Below are 16,768 nucleotides of genomic sequence, written 5' to 3'. Positions count from 1 at the left end.
TCTAGTAATCCTGCCATGCAAGCGACTGCTGTTATTCGACATTTAGTAGAAAAAGCTTTGTATTTCAAAAAGTTGACGCCTGATATTGAGAACGAAATCAACTACGAGCTAACTCGCCGGGGTTACATTTCAGATGTAGACTATGAAGCCCTCGAACTACTGATGGCTGAGATGGATGCAGGCCGAATTCAGTTAGTTGCTAGTCCCTAGCGTTTCTCAATTAGTAGTAGCTAAAGTCAAGTAAATTTTTTATTTGTTAGTTTTGCGATCGCGGCCTTAATTCGCTGAGAAGGCGATTTGTCGAAAAAGCAAAATGATTGTAGTAAGGCTTTGGACTTAAAGGCGCTGTGAATTCGGGGTGCATCTGAATAGCTCTAGAACACCAGACCAAGGACTGTGTACTGGTGAACCGTAAAATCTCTATAAAATCTGATGTAGAATTTTTAGGCTCGAAAGGCTTCTGGAGCCGCTGCCCAAATTTGGTGCATGAAATGCCTGAGCCGTTGATGAGCTACCTGAGCAGTTTCTGGGTAAGCCTCAGTCTCTGAAGCGTAGAGGGTGCTTAGTAGTGGCATGACCTCAGTATCTAAAGCAGGCTGAAACAATAACGCAGGCCAAAGCAGGTCGGGCGCTTGACGTAAATCATAAATGGCTGACTCGCTCGTCTCCCAGATAGGTTGGTAGTGACCAACGGTAGGATAACAAGCAACATCCGTGACAAGGGCTAGAGGTCGAGACCAATACATTTGACGCGATACTATTTGCTGAATTAGCTCAACATAAAGGCGATCGCGATCGTGTTGCAGATAAAGAATTTGATGTGGCTGAAAATCGTTAGGGCGGTCCATCAACACAGACAACAGAAGAACTACAAGTTCTGCGTTCTCCTATTTTAGAAGTTAGAATCCCATCTTGTAGAAGAGTAATTTCCCTGACAGGGGTCACGAGATTAGGGAATTTAAGTATTATTAAGTAGACCTAGCAATAGACTGCCTGATTGTTTCAGTTAGCAACAGACTCATAAGTTGTGATACTCCAAGCTCCAAGAGAACTTTGCTAACCAACTCCAGGCCTAGCCTACACAAAGTAGTTTAGGTGGCAGGTCAACCATTAGAGCCGCTAAAGCCAATCAGTCTTTATAGTCCGTTTATTAGAAGAGAGGAGAGCAATGTCTGTCGAGACCATTGAACAACGTTCAACGGCCCGTAAGCTTGCACCACGCTACCGGGTTTTACTGCACAACGATGACTACAACTCTATGGAGTATGTGGTGCAGACTTTGATACATACAGTTCCTAGCCTGACTCAGCCACAGGCCGTTAGCATCATGATGGAAGCCCACAGCAATGGCATGGCTCTAGTCATTACCTGTGCCCAAGAGCATGCTGAGTTCTATAGCGAAACTCTCAAAACGCACGGCCTTAGTAGCACAATTGAGCCAGACGAGTAAAAGCCACAAAAGACGTTCCTAACTTGAAGCTCCATCTGGCTCGCCTAGCTCATTATCCTGTCCCAATTCGTCTGGCAGTTTTTGTAGTATCCCTGCTGCTGGTTTGGCTACCCGTAGCAGGGCCGATTTATTGGGTAGTGGATGATCAGAACCTCACTAGCATTCTGACTTTGACATTGCTGTACGTCGAGTTTATTTTGCTAGCGCGGTTCTGGGGGCGACGGGTTTATCAAGACACAACCATTCTGCAAAGTTATGGCCTAAAGCTTTCGCGACAAAACGGGCTAGAGCTGCTGGGGGGTTTGGGGATAGGTGTATGCAGCTTGTTAGGGATGTTTTTAGTTGAAGGAGCGCTAGGGTGGCTAAATTGGCGATCGCCTTCTGTGTTTCTGCCTCAAATCATTTTGGAAGGGTTGCTGGTTTCTTTAGGAATTGGGTTTGCGGAAGAACTATTTTTTCGCGGTTGGTTGTTACATGAGTTAGAGCGAGATTATCGGCCCACTACAGCACTTGGGGTTGCTAGTACCGTATTTGCTCTGGCCCACTTCATCAAACCGATCGCTGAAATTCGCCGCACTTGGATCAACTTTCCCGCTTTAGTGTTGCTCGGTTTAGCTTTGGGTTGGGCTAAGCGAGCAACTCACGCCAAAGCAAGTTTAGATGAACCATCTCATCGAGCCCGACCTCGTTTTCAAGGTCAGCTAGGGCTACCTATTGGTTTACATGCAGGACTGGTTTGGGGCTACTACATCATTAATGTTGGGGGGCTAATAAATTACTCTAATCTCGCACCCGCGTGGGTGACAGGAATTGATAGCAATCCTCTGGCTGGAGCAGTAGGAATTTTATGCCTGAGCTTGATTGCTCTAGGCATGAATCTAGCAGCTAGAAGACGGCAAGCGATCGCCAAACGCTAACCTCTAGACTTAAACCCACTCTAGTCCCAGTTCTATTTCCGATAGCCTCAAGGCATTATCGATTCTGAGCCGCAGGTGAAAGGGCATCCAATGCAGTTCCTAATAAGCAAGTGCTTGCCAAATTCACACCATTCAAGTTGGCATCTTTGAGTTCAGCACAGAGCAAGTTAGCCCCGCTCAAGTTAGCTCCTGCCAAATTAGCGCCTTGTAAGTCGGCTTCTTCTAAATTCGCTTCACTCAGTAAAGCTCCTTGTAAATCGGCTTGACTCAGGTTAGCGCCTTGCAGATTGGCTCCACTTAGGTTAGCGCCTCGCAAGTCGGCACTCCGCAAATCCACTCCTTGCAAATTCACGCCAACCAAGTTGGCCCCGCTGAGAAAAGCACCTGTAAAAATGGTCTGAGTCAGCTTAGCCCGCATTAAGTTAGCGCCTCGCAGGTTGCTGCCTCGGAGGTCTGCCCCTGTGAGATCCGCCTGCATGAGATTGGCCCCTAGCAGATTAGTCCGCAAATCTGCCCCCACCAATTGCGCCCCAATTAAGTTGGCACCGTCCAAACGCGCTCTTGCTAGCTTAGTGCGGTTAAAGTTGACCCCCACTAAGGACGCACCCGCTAAGTTAATCCCGCTTAAATCCAGGTTAGAGAGATCTTCATCTTCAAGATTGACTCCCGCCAACTGCTTCAACTGCCCAGAGCGAATTGCCTCAATGTCCATGAGTGCCTCCTACCGCTGCCGTCTTGTCAGAATTTTCCGTGCCACTGGAGAAGGGATAGGCTGCTTCTTCTAATCGAGCATCTAGTAACCACATCCCAGAAGTGACGCGATGTGGGGTAAGCGGTAAACTGAGACCTTGCTGTAACCCGCACACCATCAAGGCGAGAACCTCTACCAGCTTGGGGTCCCAACGAGTGCCTTGATAAGTTTGGCATTCAGCTAAAACTTGCGAGAGGGCTGCTTCTAAATTGAATGCGCGATCGCCCTGAGAGTCACCCTGAACATAAGCCAGTCGCAAATCAGCCACTCGCCGTTGAAAAGCTTCTACTAAGCCTAAAATCCGCGATTCTAGAGGAATTTCATCACCCGCCAAACCAGCAGGATGACCAGAGCCATTCCACCACTCGGTTTGGTGATTAATAATCGTGGCGATCGCGCTGAGACGAGGCAAAGTTCTGAGAACCTGGGCACCCGGCACTAGGGGACAACTCAGCGGACAACTAGGCGCTTCCTCTTGGGCTTGGAGGGCATGTCCTCCAGATAAGCTCTCTGCTTCCTGCATGGGAGCAATGCGGTGCAACATGCCAGCTAAGCGGAGACGGTGCAGTTGCCACGCGGGTAAATCTAGCAGTTGACCCATCATCTCAGCCAAGGCTGCTACCTCAGCCGCTGCCATCGGATTTTTAATATCGGTTAGGTCGCTGAGTTGGGCAATTCGCAGAAATGCCTGTAGCTCATTCGAGATTAGATTGTGGTCTAGAACGTCAGGGTGAAGCTCTTCGGTAAAGGGAAGTTGGCCTAAATCTTGCTGACTGGCTTTGAGGTAATCAACTACCCGTGAGACCACCCCACAAAGATCGTCTGATTCGGCTTGCGTTGCTTCATTGGCGATCGCGGCCATTTGAGCTTGGAGGGTTTTTTGCAGCTCTGGATTGTAAGGAGCAAGATGAGCGATCGCCAACTCCACAGTTTCTTGCACCAAGTTCGGTTCAAACGTCCAGAAGCCATAGAACTTTCGCTCACGGTCCTCTGTCGGCAAACCACCAGGGCCGTAGTCAGCCGCAGACAACTCTTGGCACAACACCATCGCCGTGTAGGTGGGTGACAGAATGATCAAGTGCCACTCTTGCGCCACGGGGTCTGCTGGCTCTAGACCGACGATCGATACATTCTCGCGTTGGCTGGTGGGGTGTTCCGTAAAGCCTGAGTCAGGCGCAGCCATAATTACCACTTGCCGCGATCGCGCCGCTAGATCGCCATAACGATCTGCTTCTTGCAAATACCATTTACCCCGCTGAAAGGCGGTAATTACCAAGGGAGGGCTACCACAGCTAAGAATGCAGTCCTCCAAGGCGTGACACAAAGCAACTAAAGTGTTTTTGTAATAAACCCCAAAGCTAAGAGGGCGCTTCCCTGTCTCACCTGTTTGATGAGCCGCCTCTAGCTTTTGCAGAATAGAACCTTCTAACATGATTGAAATATCACTAGGAATGCGTAGTTCAAGCGTACGGTGGTAAATGCGCCTCAGTCATAAGTAAAACTACTTCTTTAGCGCTCAATTGTTATAGATGTTATGAGGCAGAAGTCGCTAGCTGTTTCTCCGTCGGGGCGATCGGAGCTGTCAATGCTTCCTCTAAGTCAGCTCGGCCCAGCTTACTTTCGAGAATGCGCATTACCTCTCGACCAAAATCATTGGGATTTTGCTTCCAAGCTTGCAAACAAACCTCACCAAAGAACGAACCCATCGGTTCCGGATTCCAGAGCAGTTTCTTGGCGGTCCAAGGCATCAAGCTCATGGGGTCGTAACCCGCCTGCAAAATACCTTTGTCTAGGGCGTACTCTTCTAAATGAGTATGGGGTTGCAAGCCAATAAAGAAGATGGCAGGCTCTACCTTATCTGCGCCGAAGATACTTTCCAATTCCCGGTGATAGGCGATCGTTTGGCGAATCGTGTCCGGACGTTCGTCAATCACGTTAAATGAATAGTTCACAGACACAACATCCTTAAAGCCCGCTGCTTTGAGGTCACGACAGTTTTGCAGTACTGTCCGCAAGTTGTAGCCCATCCGCATTTTACGAACTAGCTCCTGGGAACCGCTGGTGATGCCGATCTCGAAGTAATTCATGCCAGTTTTGACCATGAGGTCACACAACTGCGGATTCAGGTTGTCAGCTCGGATGTAGGCAGCCCAGTGAACGTCTTGCATGCCCGAATCGACAATTTTTTGCAGCAGCTCGATCGCGTCATCAATATATTTGCGGGCGGGAATAAACTGGGCGTCGGTAAACCAAAAATTGCGGATGCCGCGATCGTAGAGTTGGCGCATTTCAGCCACCACCTCGTCGGCTGGATTCACCCGGACTTGCTTTCCTTCTACCACTGTATAGACGCAGTAACAGCAGTTATGAGGGCATCCCCGCTTGGTTTGTACCCCTACATAGAAGTCACTCTCCTGGAAGTAGTACTCAAATTCGGGCCAGATGCGGTTGATGTAGTCGTAGTCGCAAGCTGTTTTCTGGATTGGCGTGGGCCACTCATGAATCAAGCGATCGCGCGGTTTCGCCTCTCCCGCCACATAGCAACGCTCATCTCGAAACTCTTGGCCTCGGAGCAGCTTCTCTAGCAGCGTTTCACCTTCCCCCACAGACACAATCGTCCCGGCGGGCAACTTCTTGCCTAACTGCTCATAAAAGACACTAACGGCTCCGCCACCCACGACTAGGCGAGCTTCAGGATGGTATTTTTGCGCCCGTTTCAAGCCACGCTTTATCAAGCCTAAATTTCGCCAAAGCTCTGTATAGTAGGCGCTGGTAACTCGAAATCCTCCCAAAGCTCCCCGTAGCTTCACAAAGGGATTACGAGCATAGAAAAACTCAAAGGCATATTGCAGAGGATTGCCGCCACGCCCCCCGACAGGAGCATAAATCTGAATGTCTCGCCACGAAAAAACCAGTAACGTGGGTCGAAACTGCTCCACACAAGCATCTAAAGCTGAAGCGAAATCTAGGGGTGGCACCGTTCCCAAGTCAAAAATTCGTTGTTCTAAGCTAGGAAACAGCTTGTGCAGGTGATCAGCTAAATAGACAACGCCAAGGGGAAAAATCGGATTACAAGGAAGGCGAACGTAGAGAACTCGATGGTGCATCACAGTGTAGTGTTAAGAATTTTTGAGTCTCACATCAAGCACAAAAAAGAACTTTCAGATTAAGACGAGTAATCAAGCAAACCAGAACCCAGCTGAGGAGCATGACACAGCCTGAATGTCACTAGCAGTTCTCAAGTTCAAATCCCTGGAGACAAACTCAGCAACATCTGCATGCTTACAGGAATTCTGAAAATTGTTTTATATAACTTTACGATACCATTGGCCTTTCTAGTTAGCATGGTGATTTTTCGCTCTCACCCAAAAAAGTAATGCACCTAGCGCTTGAAGAAGTTTCAATAAAGTAAGCCTGTAGGTTTGTAAAGCTTGTCAGTTCAACAATCCCTCAAAAGCCTTAACCAGCAACTCTTTAGGTTGGTTCCACTCTACCTATTGGTAGAGATATTGATGAAGATCTACAAGGGACAAACTGGATGGTAGTCATGTTTACAGCTACCGGGGATCGGGGGTGATAGTGTTCCGAATATAAATCTACCTACGGCTTTAAGCTCCTCAAAATTATGGCTCAACTCCTTGATCCAGTTCCTTCTGATCAGCCTGATCCTATTTTTTGCTGCTATGTCAATGCAACGAGTCAGATTCAGATCGCACGAATTACCAATGTAGCGAATTGGTACTTTGAGCGGGTTGTGTTTCCCGGCCAACGCTTGCTGTTTGAGGCTCCACCAGAGGCTCAATTAGAGATTCATACAGGCATGATGGCTAGCGCTATTTTATCGGACAATATCCCCTGTTCCGAGCTGTGGATTGAAGCTGAAGTGTATCCAGGCTTGGACACAGCGAGTGAGCAACGTAAAGAAGAGAAAAATGAAGGGCTCGGCGTCGTAGAACCTCTAGCCGCCACCGCTTGACGCAAATTCATCCTGATGGATAGTTGCAGATAAACAAGCTGAATTAAAGACTTAGGGGTTCCGCTCGCAGGAGTCCAACTTAATACATAGGTTAGTTTCCCTGAAATGATGATAATAGGAAGACGAAAGTCATCCTGTAAATAGTTTTGAATCTACCCTCGTTCCTCTGGTTGTGGAGAGCCGCTGCTTGGTCAATGGGCTTCTCGCTCTTGGCCTATGTGCTTTTGGCCATGACTGGCGTCTGGATGTTCCAAGTTCGCTCTAATGGTCAACCTTATCCAAACTGGCTGCGATCGCTGCATTACGTGATTGGCGGCATCCTCGCGTTCCTAGTGCTGTTCTTGCTAGCGATCGGCTTGGTCGGCACCGTGGGGCATTACGGCTCTTTGGGGCATTCAACCCATTTGCCTGCTGGCTTAATAGTGGTGGCTCTAGTCGCAATTTCTTTCTGGAGTGCGACCCAAATCAACCCTGAACGTGGTTGGGCGCGATCGCTGCATATAAGCACGAACCTAATTTTGTTCCTAGGGTTTATTTGGGTCTCAGTCACAGGCTGGGACGTAGTACAAAAATATCTACCTTAGATAGAGGCCAGAAGAAAACGACAGTCTTGAGTAGTAGGGCTCAACAACCATAGCTTCCGTAGAAATCCCCCACTTGGGGGAATGCCATTTACGGAATTTTCAGTAAATATGCTGAATATCAATTAATACTCTGCTTTTAGTTCCGAGCTATGTCTTACCGTCCTGTTTCTCGTGGGTTTGTGGTAATTGATCCAAATGGCATGCCTCTACTAGAAGCATCTCAACAAGGACGCTACGCTCTAGTATTTTTAAGCCAAGCAGATGTCATTCGCTATCGCGAACGAGTAACCGAAGTTCGCCAAGCCACTAAACAGGACTACGCGATCGCTGCAATGCCCATGCATCGAATTCAGCGCTTGCTTAGTCAAGAGAAAGTAGGCTTTTGCGTGATTCAAAACTGGGATGCGATCGCTGCTTGATAGGTTGGCAGCAAATAGCAGCAAGTAGGCGATCGCTCAGGAACCACTACTTCTGTTTGAAGTGCTGCAAAATTCCAGAAAGTTCTAAAATCACTTTGACTTGTGGCTTCACACCTTTTAGAGCAAACTTAGTCCCCTGCTGTCGAGACTTCATCAAACCTTCTAGGATCACCTTTGTCCCTTCCGGATCAAGAAACTGAGTTGCACTCAAATCAAGCACAATACCTTCACCTGCTTGAATTTTTGTTTCCAGGTCTTGAGCTAAAAAGGCAGCAGTACAGCAGTCAATTCGTTTTGGTGCACGGACAATAACAGGAACGCTTGCAGAGTTAGACATAGGGCATCACCTCATAGTTCTGATCTAACTCGGTGAGACAGCCGAAGCACATCCGTAAAAATCGAATTTGTATTCTACGCTACTAGAATCCGCCTCAGTATGATTGCGGCCACTCTGTGACAACTCGAATTACATCCGGGTACAGTCTAGGCTTTGCTGCCTTGGGGGTTAGCAAAATTCAGCTAGGAGCGGCGTAACGAAAAGAGTTAGCCTACAGTTGAGAGAGACTAATTACTTAAGAGCGATCGCGAGATTGAACTGTGTCTTTAGAGCCCCCTCCTAATTTGTCTGTGGCGTCAGAGCCTTCTGCAACCCCCATCCAGTCTTTAGAGCTACATAGCTTTGGCATCTCACCCTTGATTCGCCTGACCCTCCTAGGGCTCTACATTGCTTTAACCGTACCCTTGCCTTTTTTGACTCAAGTGACTAGTGCTCCGGTGCCTGCTAGTTGGCTCTGGGTTGGCATTACGATTGGTGCGGTCGCCCTTTATGCCGCTTTGAGCGAGCGAGTGATATTAGACCAGGATGGGATTCAAGTGACCTACCCCCGTTGGGTCCCTAGATGGTTACGCCCAGGTTGGGTGCTACCGTGGCAGGAAGTTCAAGCTTTGAAGCCACGCTCAACTGGACAAGGAGGCTTGGTTTACTACTTTTTGACTCACTCTGGTAAAGCTTACTTGCTGCCGATGCGCGTCTCTGGGTTTGCCAAGTTAGTGCAGCAGGTGCAACAAAAAACAGGCATTGATACAAGCGATGTGCGGCCCCTCGCTCAACCCTGGATGTACTTGATCTTGTTAGGGTTAACGCTGATGCTACTAGCAGTCGATAGTTGGACCATTTGGACAGTTTGGACCCAGGGATACCCATCTCCCTTAAACTGAATTGACGGTCTGTGGACGCAAAAATAGTACCTCTGCCAATGGAACAAACTGCACAAATGCGCTTGCAGCAGGTTAATTTAGCCGCTTCGGTTGGAGCCCACTATCTACTGCAAAACATTTCTTTTGAAGTGTTTCAGGGCGATCGCATTGTCTTGGTGGGGCCATCCGGGGCGGGAAAAACCTCTCTACTGCGTCTATTAAATCGGCTGAGTGAGCCCACTCAGGGAGCCATTTACTTAGACAATCAAGAAATTCGGCAAATTCCTGTCGTTCAGTTGCGACGGCAAATTGTTTTAGTGCCCCAAGAGTCAAAACTTTTGGGAATGACCGTGGAAGCGGCTCTGGTCTATCCTTTGACGTTACAAGAACTTCCTCGCACCACAATTGCCCAGCGTTTGCAGTACTGGCTAGAACAATTACACATTCCCTCCGAGTGGCTAGACCGTACTGAGTTGCAACTCTCAGTGGGTCAGCGGCAATTGGTCGCGATCGCACGAGCGCTAATGCTTCAGCCCAAGATTTTGCTTCTAGACGAACCCACCTCAGCTCTAGATGCAGGGCGAGCCGCACATGTGCTCAAAGTTCTAACCGATTTAGCAGAAAGTGGGCAAACCACTCTCTTGATAGTGAACCATCAACTTGATCTAGCTCAGCAGTTTTGTACCAGAGTCCTCTATTTACAACAAGGTCAACTTCTGAAAGACTCGCCTAGCGCAGCCATAGACTGGATTGACTTACGCAATACCTTGATTCAGGTAGAAACTGAAACTGCTCAAGAATGGATGTAGCCTCGACCTAACGCTCTGTCAAAACCACGAATTGACCACGCCAAAATTCCCGTTTAGAAATGGCGACCATCGCTAGTAGCCATCCGGAAAGCACTCGGATCAGCAGGGATAGCCCCCTGTCTCGCATGAGAGCGCTCTGCCACTGCCGCAGCGTTAGGCGTCAGAACTTCCAGATTGAATCGATAGCCCACATTTCGAACGGTTTGAATCAAACTGGGTTGGCGGGGATCGGTTTCAATTTTCTTCCGCAAAGATAGAACATGTGTATCCACTGTTCTAGGGTTGTCAATTTCATCAGGCCAAGCCCGACGCAGCAGCTCCGATCGGCTCAAGGGAGCACCCCCCGCTTGGGCTAGGATGTACAGCAGACTGAACTCTTGCGGTGTCAGGTCAATGAATTCATCTTGAAAACGAGCTCGGCGCTGCACCAAATCAATGGTGAGATCCCCGTACTCTAACTGGAGTGGCGCTACCACTGCTCTAGTACGCCGAGTGAGGGCTTCAACTCTGGCCTGAAACTCTTGCATACCAAAAGGCTTAGTCAGGTAATCGTCGGCCCCCGCTTTCAGGCCTTCCACAATATCTGCTTCTGTATTACGAGCCGACAACATCAAAATCATTGACTGCTGTTGTTGCTGTAACCAGCGACAGAACTCCAATCCATCTCCACCAGATAGGTCGGAGTCAAGCACAACGAGGGTTGGTTGGCGGCTTTGAAACACCTCTCTCGCTTGGTGGATATCGGCTGATTGATAAACCCAGTACCCTGCCTGCTGCAGATGCCAACCGAGCAGCGATCGCAGGTGCGGATTTCCTTCCACTATTTGAACGCAGACAGCTCCCACAGAGGCGCAGTTTCCTTCGAGTGATTGTCCTCCAACTTAACAGAGCATTTGTCATGGGTTTGTAACCCCTGCTACTCACGTCCTCGTGCGGAACCAACAAATCATCGTATCTGTCCCTGAGGCTATGACTTCTGGCCCATAGGACATCTACAGGTTAAGGGTAGAATAAGAGTATCAACATCCCTAGCTGCTCAGCTCACTTCCACTCATAGAATTCTTAACACTCACTAGGGTTTATCCGTTGAAGGTGGTGAAGCATTACCAACAGCGCTTGTAGTACTGAGTCAATTAGGCCAACTCCGAAGCGAAAGCCCCGCGATCGCCCTAGCCAAATCGGTCTAAATAAACGTCCATACTATTCCCGCCAACTAAGGACCTAACCTAAAGATTATGCTTCAAGACACTCTGACTATCCGCTACTATCAAAAACTCTCCGATGCTCTAGGCGAACTTTGGAATCGGGGGTATCGTTTCGATGACTTGCGCCTTTATGTCGATGGCTATTTAGCAGCGCTTCGACACGCAAATACAATCGAACCCTATCAAATTCATCGTCTAGAAGAAGAAATTACTCGTTACCTATACGACTCCTCTAACTTTGAAAGCCTAGAGTCTCAGACAGACTACTACTAAACTGTTAGTGCTAAACCAAGTTCTAAACCATTAGTCCGTAACTAGATGGTGGGTTCGGTTGAGCTGTAGGGAAAGTAGGTATATAGAAGGGCGAATTTAATTTTAATTGACTGAGCAGATTGCACAAAAAAGGGCAGGTCAAAAGCTGCCCTACAAATACTTTGTCTCAACCTCAGTAATTAGCTGATTCAATCACGAAAAGCTCTAGGAAGCCAGAGCGACTTCTACCATCTGCTGAAGTTCGCCTTTTTGGTAAAGTTCAATCAAAATATCCGAGCCACCAACAAACTCCCCATTGATATAGACCTGAGGAATTGTGGGCCAGTTAGAGTATTCCTTAATACCTTGACGAACTTCGTGATTTTCTAAAATATCAACGGTTTCATAGGGTACACCCATCGAGTTCAGAATCTGAACTACGTTGTTAGAGAAACCACATTGAGGCATTAGCTTTGAGCCCTTCATAAACACCACAATTTTGTGCTGTTTGAGCAAAGCGCCGATCTGTTCTTGCAATTCTGGAGTCATAGCTGTTCCTAAACAATCTTTGCGATGTCCTCTATAACTAGTGTACTGGTTGGTTTTCCAGGACGACTGCCAACCCTAACCAGAGTTATCAGAGATGCATTGGCGAGCTGGCTGTAGCAAGTTTGCTAAAACGTTCTTGAGCCACTGGTCAAAGAGATTGACCCGAAGTAGCCCAAGTTTGAGGGGTGAATGTTTTCAGAGACAGCGCGTGAATGGCTTCCGTAGACATTGCCTCCCGGAGAGCGCTGTAGACTAACTGATGCTGCTGCACCAAGCCTTTTCCTTCAAACTGAGATGAAATGATCGTGGCCTGGTAATGGTCACCACCACCTGTCAGGTCTTGGATTTGAACCTGCGCGTCGGGCAAGGCTGCTCTGATCATCGTTTCAACTTGATCTCGGCTAATCATTCATACTCCTCTGCATGTTCTCAGACTGATCTAGTCTAGCTTTAGCTGGATACTTGACCATTAAGCAAGTTAGAGCAACCCTGGCTAGTTAGGTGCCACGCATGTGGTAGATGCTGAGCTAGATTGATTTAGGAAAGCCTCAGTTTGTCAGTCCGCTGAGTTAGAAATTCTTCAGTAATTGAATCGCTGTCGTTAACGAGGAGCCGCAGGCGTAGAAGACTGTTGCTCGCCTCCAGCACGCGGGAACTGGGCATCCACAAACCCAAGTTCAAACAGTTGCTGGTAAGCTTTTTTGCCCAGGTCACGAGTTGGCTGTTGACTGCGAATGATCTGTACCAAGAGAGGGACTGCCAATTCGGGTTGATTTTGAGCGCGATGCACTAAAGCCAATTGGTAAGTAGCTTGATCCCTTAGCTGAGCTGCATCTAGAGCTTTACGGCGTTGGCTATCAGCTACACGGTTGTCAATACCAGAGAAGCTCGAAGCTAAGTCTTGATAGAAATTGGAAAGCTGGTTGTAAACTTGGCGCGCTTCTTGCAGTTTCTGAGTCGCCAGAGAATAGTTTTGAGCTGAAACAGCATTACTAGCTTCATCCATTAAACGCTGGCCACCCGGTAGGCTCAGCACGCCAGAAGATTGGCTTAAGGGACGTATGTTATTGGGGTCATTGGGGTCAAGCGGTTGAGCCTGGCCACCCGACGGGGGGAGAGAAGGAACCTGAGCCTGAGCAGCCAGCGGACGTAGCAGCGTGAAAGCTACGGCAAGTTGCAGAGAAACTAAGCCTGTCAAGCGAAGGAAGCGAACAGAGCCAGAGGAGATCATGGAGTAACTTTGCGAATTTGCAACAAACAGGACAGATTCAAACTTCGGGTATCTTACCATTGGCGGTCCTCGGTAGATTTAAGTAACTACCAAAGCCTCTGCCAAGCTAAATGAGCGCCTGTAAAGGTTTCAGTACAGCTACAGCAGAAGTACCACTGTTGAGTACGCACCTAACTTTTACTGACTCGCAATTGCTGGAGTTAGCATTAATTTAGCGCCCAGTGGATTGGAAAAAATACTCCCAAGTTTGAGTAAAGGAGACTAGGATTTTTGGGCTTGAGTTCCCTAGCCCAGCAGAGGTACGGTTTTGGGGAAAGATGAAATCACCCTTTTGAAGTAAGGAGATATGGCTGAATCTGTGCCCTAATTTTGGTTAGCAAGTGCAGCTCAAGGAACCAGTCTTATGACCCATGATGCAAATCTACCCAGTGCTTCTAACTCAACTCCAGGTTCGGGAATGCCTGAGAGTAGTACAGGGATTATTTTGCAGCGCGGGGGCGAAGAGTTGCTGTTAGAGAAGGTGAGCGATCGGTTCACGGTTCATCCCTCGTCGCCAGAGGCGGTGCAGCACTTAGCGCAGCAAATTCCCGCCGAGCTACATCGGAACGTGCCTCCTGCTCAGTCAGCCGAATTTATTGTTGACCCAGCCCAGCGGGACCAGGTGATGCAAACGGTGCGATCGAGCAGTGGTGTGGACTTTGCCAGCCATGTGTATCGAGTCAGAAATAACCCTGGTTCGCTGATTTACCTGACAGATAAACTCACAATTCAATTTGCGGCTCAGGTTGATCTAGCAACCAGGAACGCGATCGCCACAGAACTAGGTTTGCAAGAAGTGCAGCCTGTTGTGGGAATCCCCAATACGTTTGTGTTTCAAGTCACCGCTCAAGCCGCAGCCAATCCAGTCAAGATCGCCAATCAGCTAACTCGGCGATCGGAGGTATTGATGGCTGAACCAAATATTGTTGTCAGAACCCAGGCCCACTACCGCCCCAGCGACCCGCTATATCCAAAACAGTGGTATCTCAACCACAATGGCGGCCCTGACTTGGCCTCAGGTTCCCATATTTCGGCTGAAAAAGCTTGGGACATCACTAGAGGGAGCCGTTCGATTGTGGTGGCAGTAGCAGATGACTCTTTTGATCTAAACCATCCTGACTTTCAAGGTCAAGGCAAGATTGTCGCCCCTAGAGATTTGAGAGATCAAGACTTTTTACCCCTCCCAGACGATACAGAAGCTAGCCACGGCACTGCTTGTGCAGGCGTAGCTGTAGCAGAGGAAACGGGTAGTGGCATTGTGGGGGTGGCTCCTGGATGCGCCTTAATGCCCATCCGCACTACAGGCTTTCTAGACGATGAAACGATCGAGCAAATCTTTGACTGGGCTGTGGTCAATGGTGCAGCGGTAATTTCTTGCAGTTGGGGGCCAAGTGCTGTTTACTTTCCGTTGTCCTTGCGGCAGAGCGCTGCCCTCACTAGGGCCGCTAAAGATGGCCGCAATGGTAAAGGTTGTGTAATTGTTTTTGCTTCTGGCAATGCGAATCGTCCGGTCAATGGCGCGATCAACGAACAAGGTTGGCCCAACAACGTGCTACGCGGACCCACGACCTGGCTGACTGGATTTGCAGTTCATCCCGATGTGATGGCGGTTTCAGCCTCTACCAGCTTGAACAAGAAAGCCGCCTATAGTAACTGGGGCACTAACATCTCAGTCTGTGCACCGAGCAACAACGCTCCGCCGGGAATGTGGTTGCAAGAAACCGGTTTTGTCAGCACACCTCCAGAAGTTCGGGTGTTTCTACCAGGACAAAGCGTTTTCACAGCTGATCAACTCGGAGCCGCAGGCTATGACCCTGGAGACTTTACCGGAGATTTTGGTGGTACTTCCAGCGCTTGCCCCACCGTGGCAGGCGTAGCAGCTTTAGTTCTCTCGGCTAATCCTGACTTGACGGCTCAAGAAGTACGTCAGATTTTGCAACAAACCGCAGACAAAATTGTTGACCCTGACCCCGATCCGCAATTTGGGTTTCGCAAAGGCACCTACGAAGCAAATGGCCGTTCGGAATGGTTCGGTTTTGGTAAAGTGAATGCGTTTAAAGCGGTTCAAGCGGCTCAGCGGCAAATGGCTGCACCTTTAAGTAGCTCTCAGCAAGTCCAAGGGCGCAACGATAGCAGCCTGGCAATCCCAGATAACGATTTCAATGGCATCAAAAGCGCGATTCAAATCAACGATGCCAGCCTAGTACGGGATATTCAAGTCACCGTCAATCTAGAGCACAGTTTTTTGGGTGATTTGGAAATTAGCTTGATTGCACCTAAAGGCCAAACAGTGTTGTTGCAAGGCCGCACGCTGGGTCGCCGGACGCAGTTGCAAAGTAGCTATTCCCTGCAAAATACACCCCTACTGCGTAAATTGCTGAATCAGTCTGCCGCCGGACGCTGGCAACTGTGGGTTATCGATCGCGCGGCAATGGATACAGGCACACTCAAAAACTGGCAACTAACCCTCGGTATTTGATTCCGCTGGCGCGATCGCGGGCCAAGGATGAGCCGCTGACAAATTGCTGGTTAGCTCTTGCAGCGATGACTCTAGGTCAGCTGTCAAGCGCTTAGCACTCACTTTAGGTTGTTCCAAATCATAATTGGCAGCTTTTAACGGCTCGCCAATGCGAATTGCTACCTGAGAACGCCATCCGGGCACAGCCTGGCTGTAATGCAAACTAATCGGCACGATTTTGACTCCTAGCCCTGGTTGATTTGCTTCCGCCTGTAGAGCTAAGCGAGCCAATCCGGGCTTCAGAGAATGCACCTGGCGATCGCGAAAAATGCCGCCCTCCGGGAAAATCACCAAAGATTCGCGATTTTCTAGCAACTCCACCCCATGCCGTAGACTCGCGATCGCCGGACGCTTTGGGTCAATCGGAAACCCGCCTAAGCGCCGGATAAACCACCCTTGCAGTCCCTTTACCTCATCCGCCGACACCATGAATCTTAAATCGTGCCCCGTAATGTCGCGACCCGCCGCATAAGGCACGAGCAACGCATCCCAGCGCGAACGATGAGTCGGCGCTAGAATCACTGGCCCATCCGTCGGCAAATTCTCCTGACCGCTGACTTCAATCCGCCCAAAGTAAGCAGGCAAAACCACATGACGACCCAGCGGATAGACCCAAGGCATGAGCCACGGGGAAAAGCGAGAAATACTCGTTGCAGGTTTCTTGGGTAGAGAGGAACTTGCGTGAGTGGTTATCTCCATGTCCTGTTTTGGTGCTGGAGGAGTATCGCTAGAGTCACGGCCAAAAGAGTTAAGCGAAATCATGGAGTCGAACGAGATCATAGTGACAGCGGGAGACGAGAAACGCAAGAACCAAGCCGGATAATGCCTGCTTGAACCTAACGTAAAGGCTTTTATTTGAGTTGTCTTCTGC

The 16,768-nt window shown here is 49.0% G+C and carries 20 protein-coding genes; 10 read left to right on the top strand and 10 right to left on the bottom strand.

Going from position 1 to position 16,768, the window contains the following annotated elements; all coding sequences use genetic code 11:
• Positions 1–15: 15 nt before the first annotated feature.
• Complete coding sequence (locus tag H6F68_RS21625; RefSeq protein ID WP_190440844.1) at positions 16–210, top strand: hypothetical protein; 195 nt, start codon at positions 16–18, stop codon at positions 208–210.
• 233 nt (positions 211–443) lie between these two features.
• Here H6F68_RS21625 and H6F68_RS21620 read toward each other — a convergent pair whose 3' ends face one another.
• Complete coding sequence (locus tag H6F68_RS21620) at positions 444–848, bottom strand: hypothetical protein (RefSeq protein WP_190440847.1); 405 nt, start codon at positions 846–848, stop codon at positions 444–446.
• A gap of 320 nt (positions 849–1,168) precedes the next feature.
• Between H6F68_RS21620 and clpS the strand changes: the two genes are divergently transcribed.
• Positions 1,169–1,450, top strand: coding sequence for an ATP-dependent Clp protease adapter ClpS (gene clpS, locus H6F68_RS21615; RefSeq protein ID WP_190440850.1), 282 nt, complete (start codon positions 1,169–1,171; stop codon positions 1,448–1,450).
• A gap of 23 nt (positions 1,451–1,473) precedes the next feature.
• Positions 1,474–2,367, top strand: a complete 894-nt coding sequence (locus H6F68_RS21610) for a CPBP family intramembrane glutamic endopeptidase (protein ID WP_190562142.1) — start codon at positions 1,474–1,476, stop codon at positions 2,365–2,367.
• 55 nt (positions 2,368–2,422) lie between these two features.
• Here the strand turns inward: H6F68_RS21610 and H6F68_RS21605 are convergent, their stop codons facing one another.
• The 3 genes from H6F68_RS21605 to H6F68_RS21595 form a co-directional block, all read right to left on the bottom strand.
• A complete protein-coding gene (locus tag H6F68_RS21605) occupies positions 2,423–3,079 on the bottom strand; it encodes a pentapeptide repeat-containing protein (RefSeq protein WP_190562139.1) in 657 nt (218 codons plus the stop codon).
• Positions 3,069–4,550, bottom strand: coding sequence for a DICT sensory domain-containing protein (locus tag H6F68_RS21600; RefSeq protein ID WP_190562137.1), 1,482 nt, complete (start codon positions 4,548–4,550; stop codon positions 3,069–3,071). Before H6F68_RS21600 ends, H6F68_RS21605 begins: the two co-directional genes overlap by 11 nt.
• Positions 4,551–4,650: 100 nt before the next feature.
• A complete protein-coding gene (locus tag H6F68_RS21595) occupies positions 4,651–6,225 on the bottom strand; it encodes a photosystem II high light acclimation radical SAM protein (protein ID WP_190562135.1) in 1,575 nt (524 codons plus the stop codon).
• Between the two features lie 518 nt (positions 6,226–6,743).
• Between H6F68_RS21595 and H6F68_RS21590 the strand changes: the two genes are divergently transcribed.
• The 3 genes from H6F68_RS21590 (at position 6,744) to H6F68_RS21580 (ending at position 8,097) form a co-directional block, all read left to right on the top strand.
• Positions 6,744–7,094, top strand: a complete 351-nt coding sequence (locus H6F68_RS21590; protein WP_190440864.1) for a DUF1830 domain-containing protein — start codon at positions 6,744–6,746, stop codon at positions 7,092–7,094.
• Between the two features lie 146 nt (positions 7,095–7,240).
• On the top strand, positions 7,241–7,678 hold the full coding sequence (locus tag H6F68_RS21585) for a DUF4079 domain-containing protein (RefSeq protein WP_190562133.1): 438 nt from the start codon (positions 7,241–7,243) through the stop codon (positions 7,676–7,678).
• Between the two features lie 149 nt (positions 7,679–7,827).
• Positions 7,828–8,097, top strand: coding sequence for a hypothetical protein (locus H6F68_RS21580; protein ID WP_190440870.1), 270 nt, complete (start codon positions 7,828–7,830; stop codon positions 8,095–8,097).
• Positions 8,098–8,143: 46 nt separating this feature from the next.
• Here the strand turns inward: H6F68_RS21580 and H6F68_RS21575 are convergent, their stop codons facing one another.
• The gene (locus tag H6F68_RS21575; protein ID WP_190440873.1) at positions 8,144–8,434 is read right to left on the bottom strand and encodes an STAS domain-containing protein; all 291 of its coding nucleotides are present in this window, start codon (positions 8,432–8,434) and stop codon (positions 8,144–8,146) included.
• A gap of 260 nt (positions 8,435–8,694) precedes the next feature.
• On the opposite strand from H6F68_RS21575, the gene H6F68_RS21570 reads away from it, so the two are divergent.
• Both H6F68_RS21570 and H6F68_RS21565 read left to right on the top strand, forming a co-directional pair.
• A complete protein-coding gene (locus H6F68_RS21570; RefSeq protein WP_399314805.1) occupies positions 8,695–9,315 on the top strand; it encodes a hypothetical protein in 621 nt (206 codons plus the stop codon).
• A gap of 38 nt (positions 9,316–9,353) precedes the next feature.
• The gene (locus tag H6F68_RS21565) at positions 9,354–10,103 is read left to right on the top strand and encodes an ATP-binding cassette domain-containing protein (protein WP_190562130.1); all 750 of its coding nucleotides are present in this window, start codon (positions 9,354–9,356) and stop codon (positions 10,101–10,103) included.
• 53 nt (positions 10,104–10,156) lie between these two features.
• Here H6F68_RS21565 and H6F68_RS21560 read toward each other — a convergent pair whose 3' ends face one another.
• Positions 10,157–10,924, bottom strand: a complete 768-nt coding sequence (locus H6F68_RS21560) for a response regulator transcription factor (RefSeq protein ID WP_399314801.1) — start codon at positions 10,922–10,924, stop codon at positions 10,157–10,159.
• A gap of 414 nt (positions 10,925–11,338) precedes the next feature.
• On the opposite strand from H6F68_RS21560, the gene H6F68_RS21555 reads away from it, so the two are divergent.
• Positions 11,339–11,581: a DUF6761 family protein gene (locus H6F68_RS21555; protein ID WP_190440879.1), complete on the top strand. Its 243-nt coding sequence runs from the start codon at positions 11,339–11,341 to the stop codon at positions 11,579–11,581.
• A gap of 204 nt (positions 11,582–11,785) precedes the next feature.
• Here the strand turns inward: H6F68_RS21555 and grxD are convergent, their stop codons facing one another.
• The 3 genes from grxD to H6F68_RS21540 all read right to left on the bottom strand — a co-directional run bounded on the left by grxD (position 11,786) and on the right by H6F68_RS21540 (position 13,340).
• Positions 11,786–12,109: a Grx4 family monothiol glutaredoxin gene (gene grxD, locus H6F68_RS21550; protein WP_190440880.1), complete on the bottom strand. Its 324-nt coding sequence runs from the start codon at positions 12,107–12,109 to the stop codon at positions 11,786–11,788.
• 148 nt (positions 12,110–12,257) lie between these two features.
• A complete protein-coding gene (locus H6F68_RS21545) occupies positions 12,258–12,518 on the bottom strand; it encodes a BolA family protein (RefSeq protein WP_190553397.1) in 261 nt (86 codons plus the stop codon).
• A 192-nt stretch (positions 12,519–12,710) separates the two neighbouring features.
• Positions 12,711–13,340 (bottom strand): hypothetical protein, encoded by a 630-nt coding sequence (locus H6F68_RS21540; protein WP_190441195.1) that lies wholly within the window; start codon positions 13,338–13,340, stop codon positions 12,711–12,713.
• 403 nt (positions 13,341–13,743) lie between these two features.
• On the opposite strand from H6F68_RS21540, the gene H6F68_RS21535 reads away from it, so the two are divergent.
• A complete protein-coding gene (locus tag H6F68_RS21535; RefSeq protein ID WP_190562126.1) occupies positions 13,744–15,858 on the top strand; it encodes a S8 family serine peptidase in 2,115 nt (704 codons plus the stop codon).
• Here the strand turns inward: H6F68_RS21535 and H6F68_RS21530 are convergent.
• Positions 15,841–16,677, bottom strand: a complete 837-nt coding sequence (locus tag H6F68_RS21530) for a 1-acyl-sn-glycerol-3-phosphate acyltransferase (RefSeq protein ID WP_242065598.1) — start codon at positions 16,675–16,677, stop codon at positions 15,841–15,843. The genes H6F68_RS21535 and H6F68_RS21530 overlap by 18 nt on opposite strands.
• Between the last annotated feature and the right edge of the window lie 91 nt (positions 16,678–16,768).

Origin of the sequence: Trichocoleus sp. FACHB-262 (genome assembly GCF_014696035.1) — a bacterium.
GTDB lineage: Bacteria > Cyanobacteriota > Cyanobacteriia > FACHB-46 > FACHB-46 > Trichocoleus.
The sequence above is the reverse complement of the archived record's forward strand: the minus strand, read 5'-3'. Positions and strand labels throughout refer to the sequence as shown.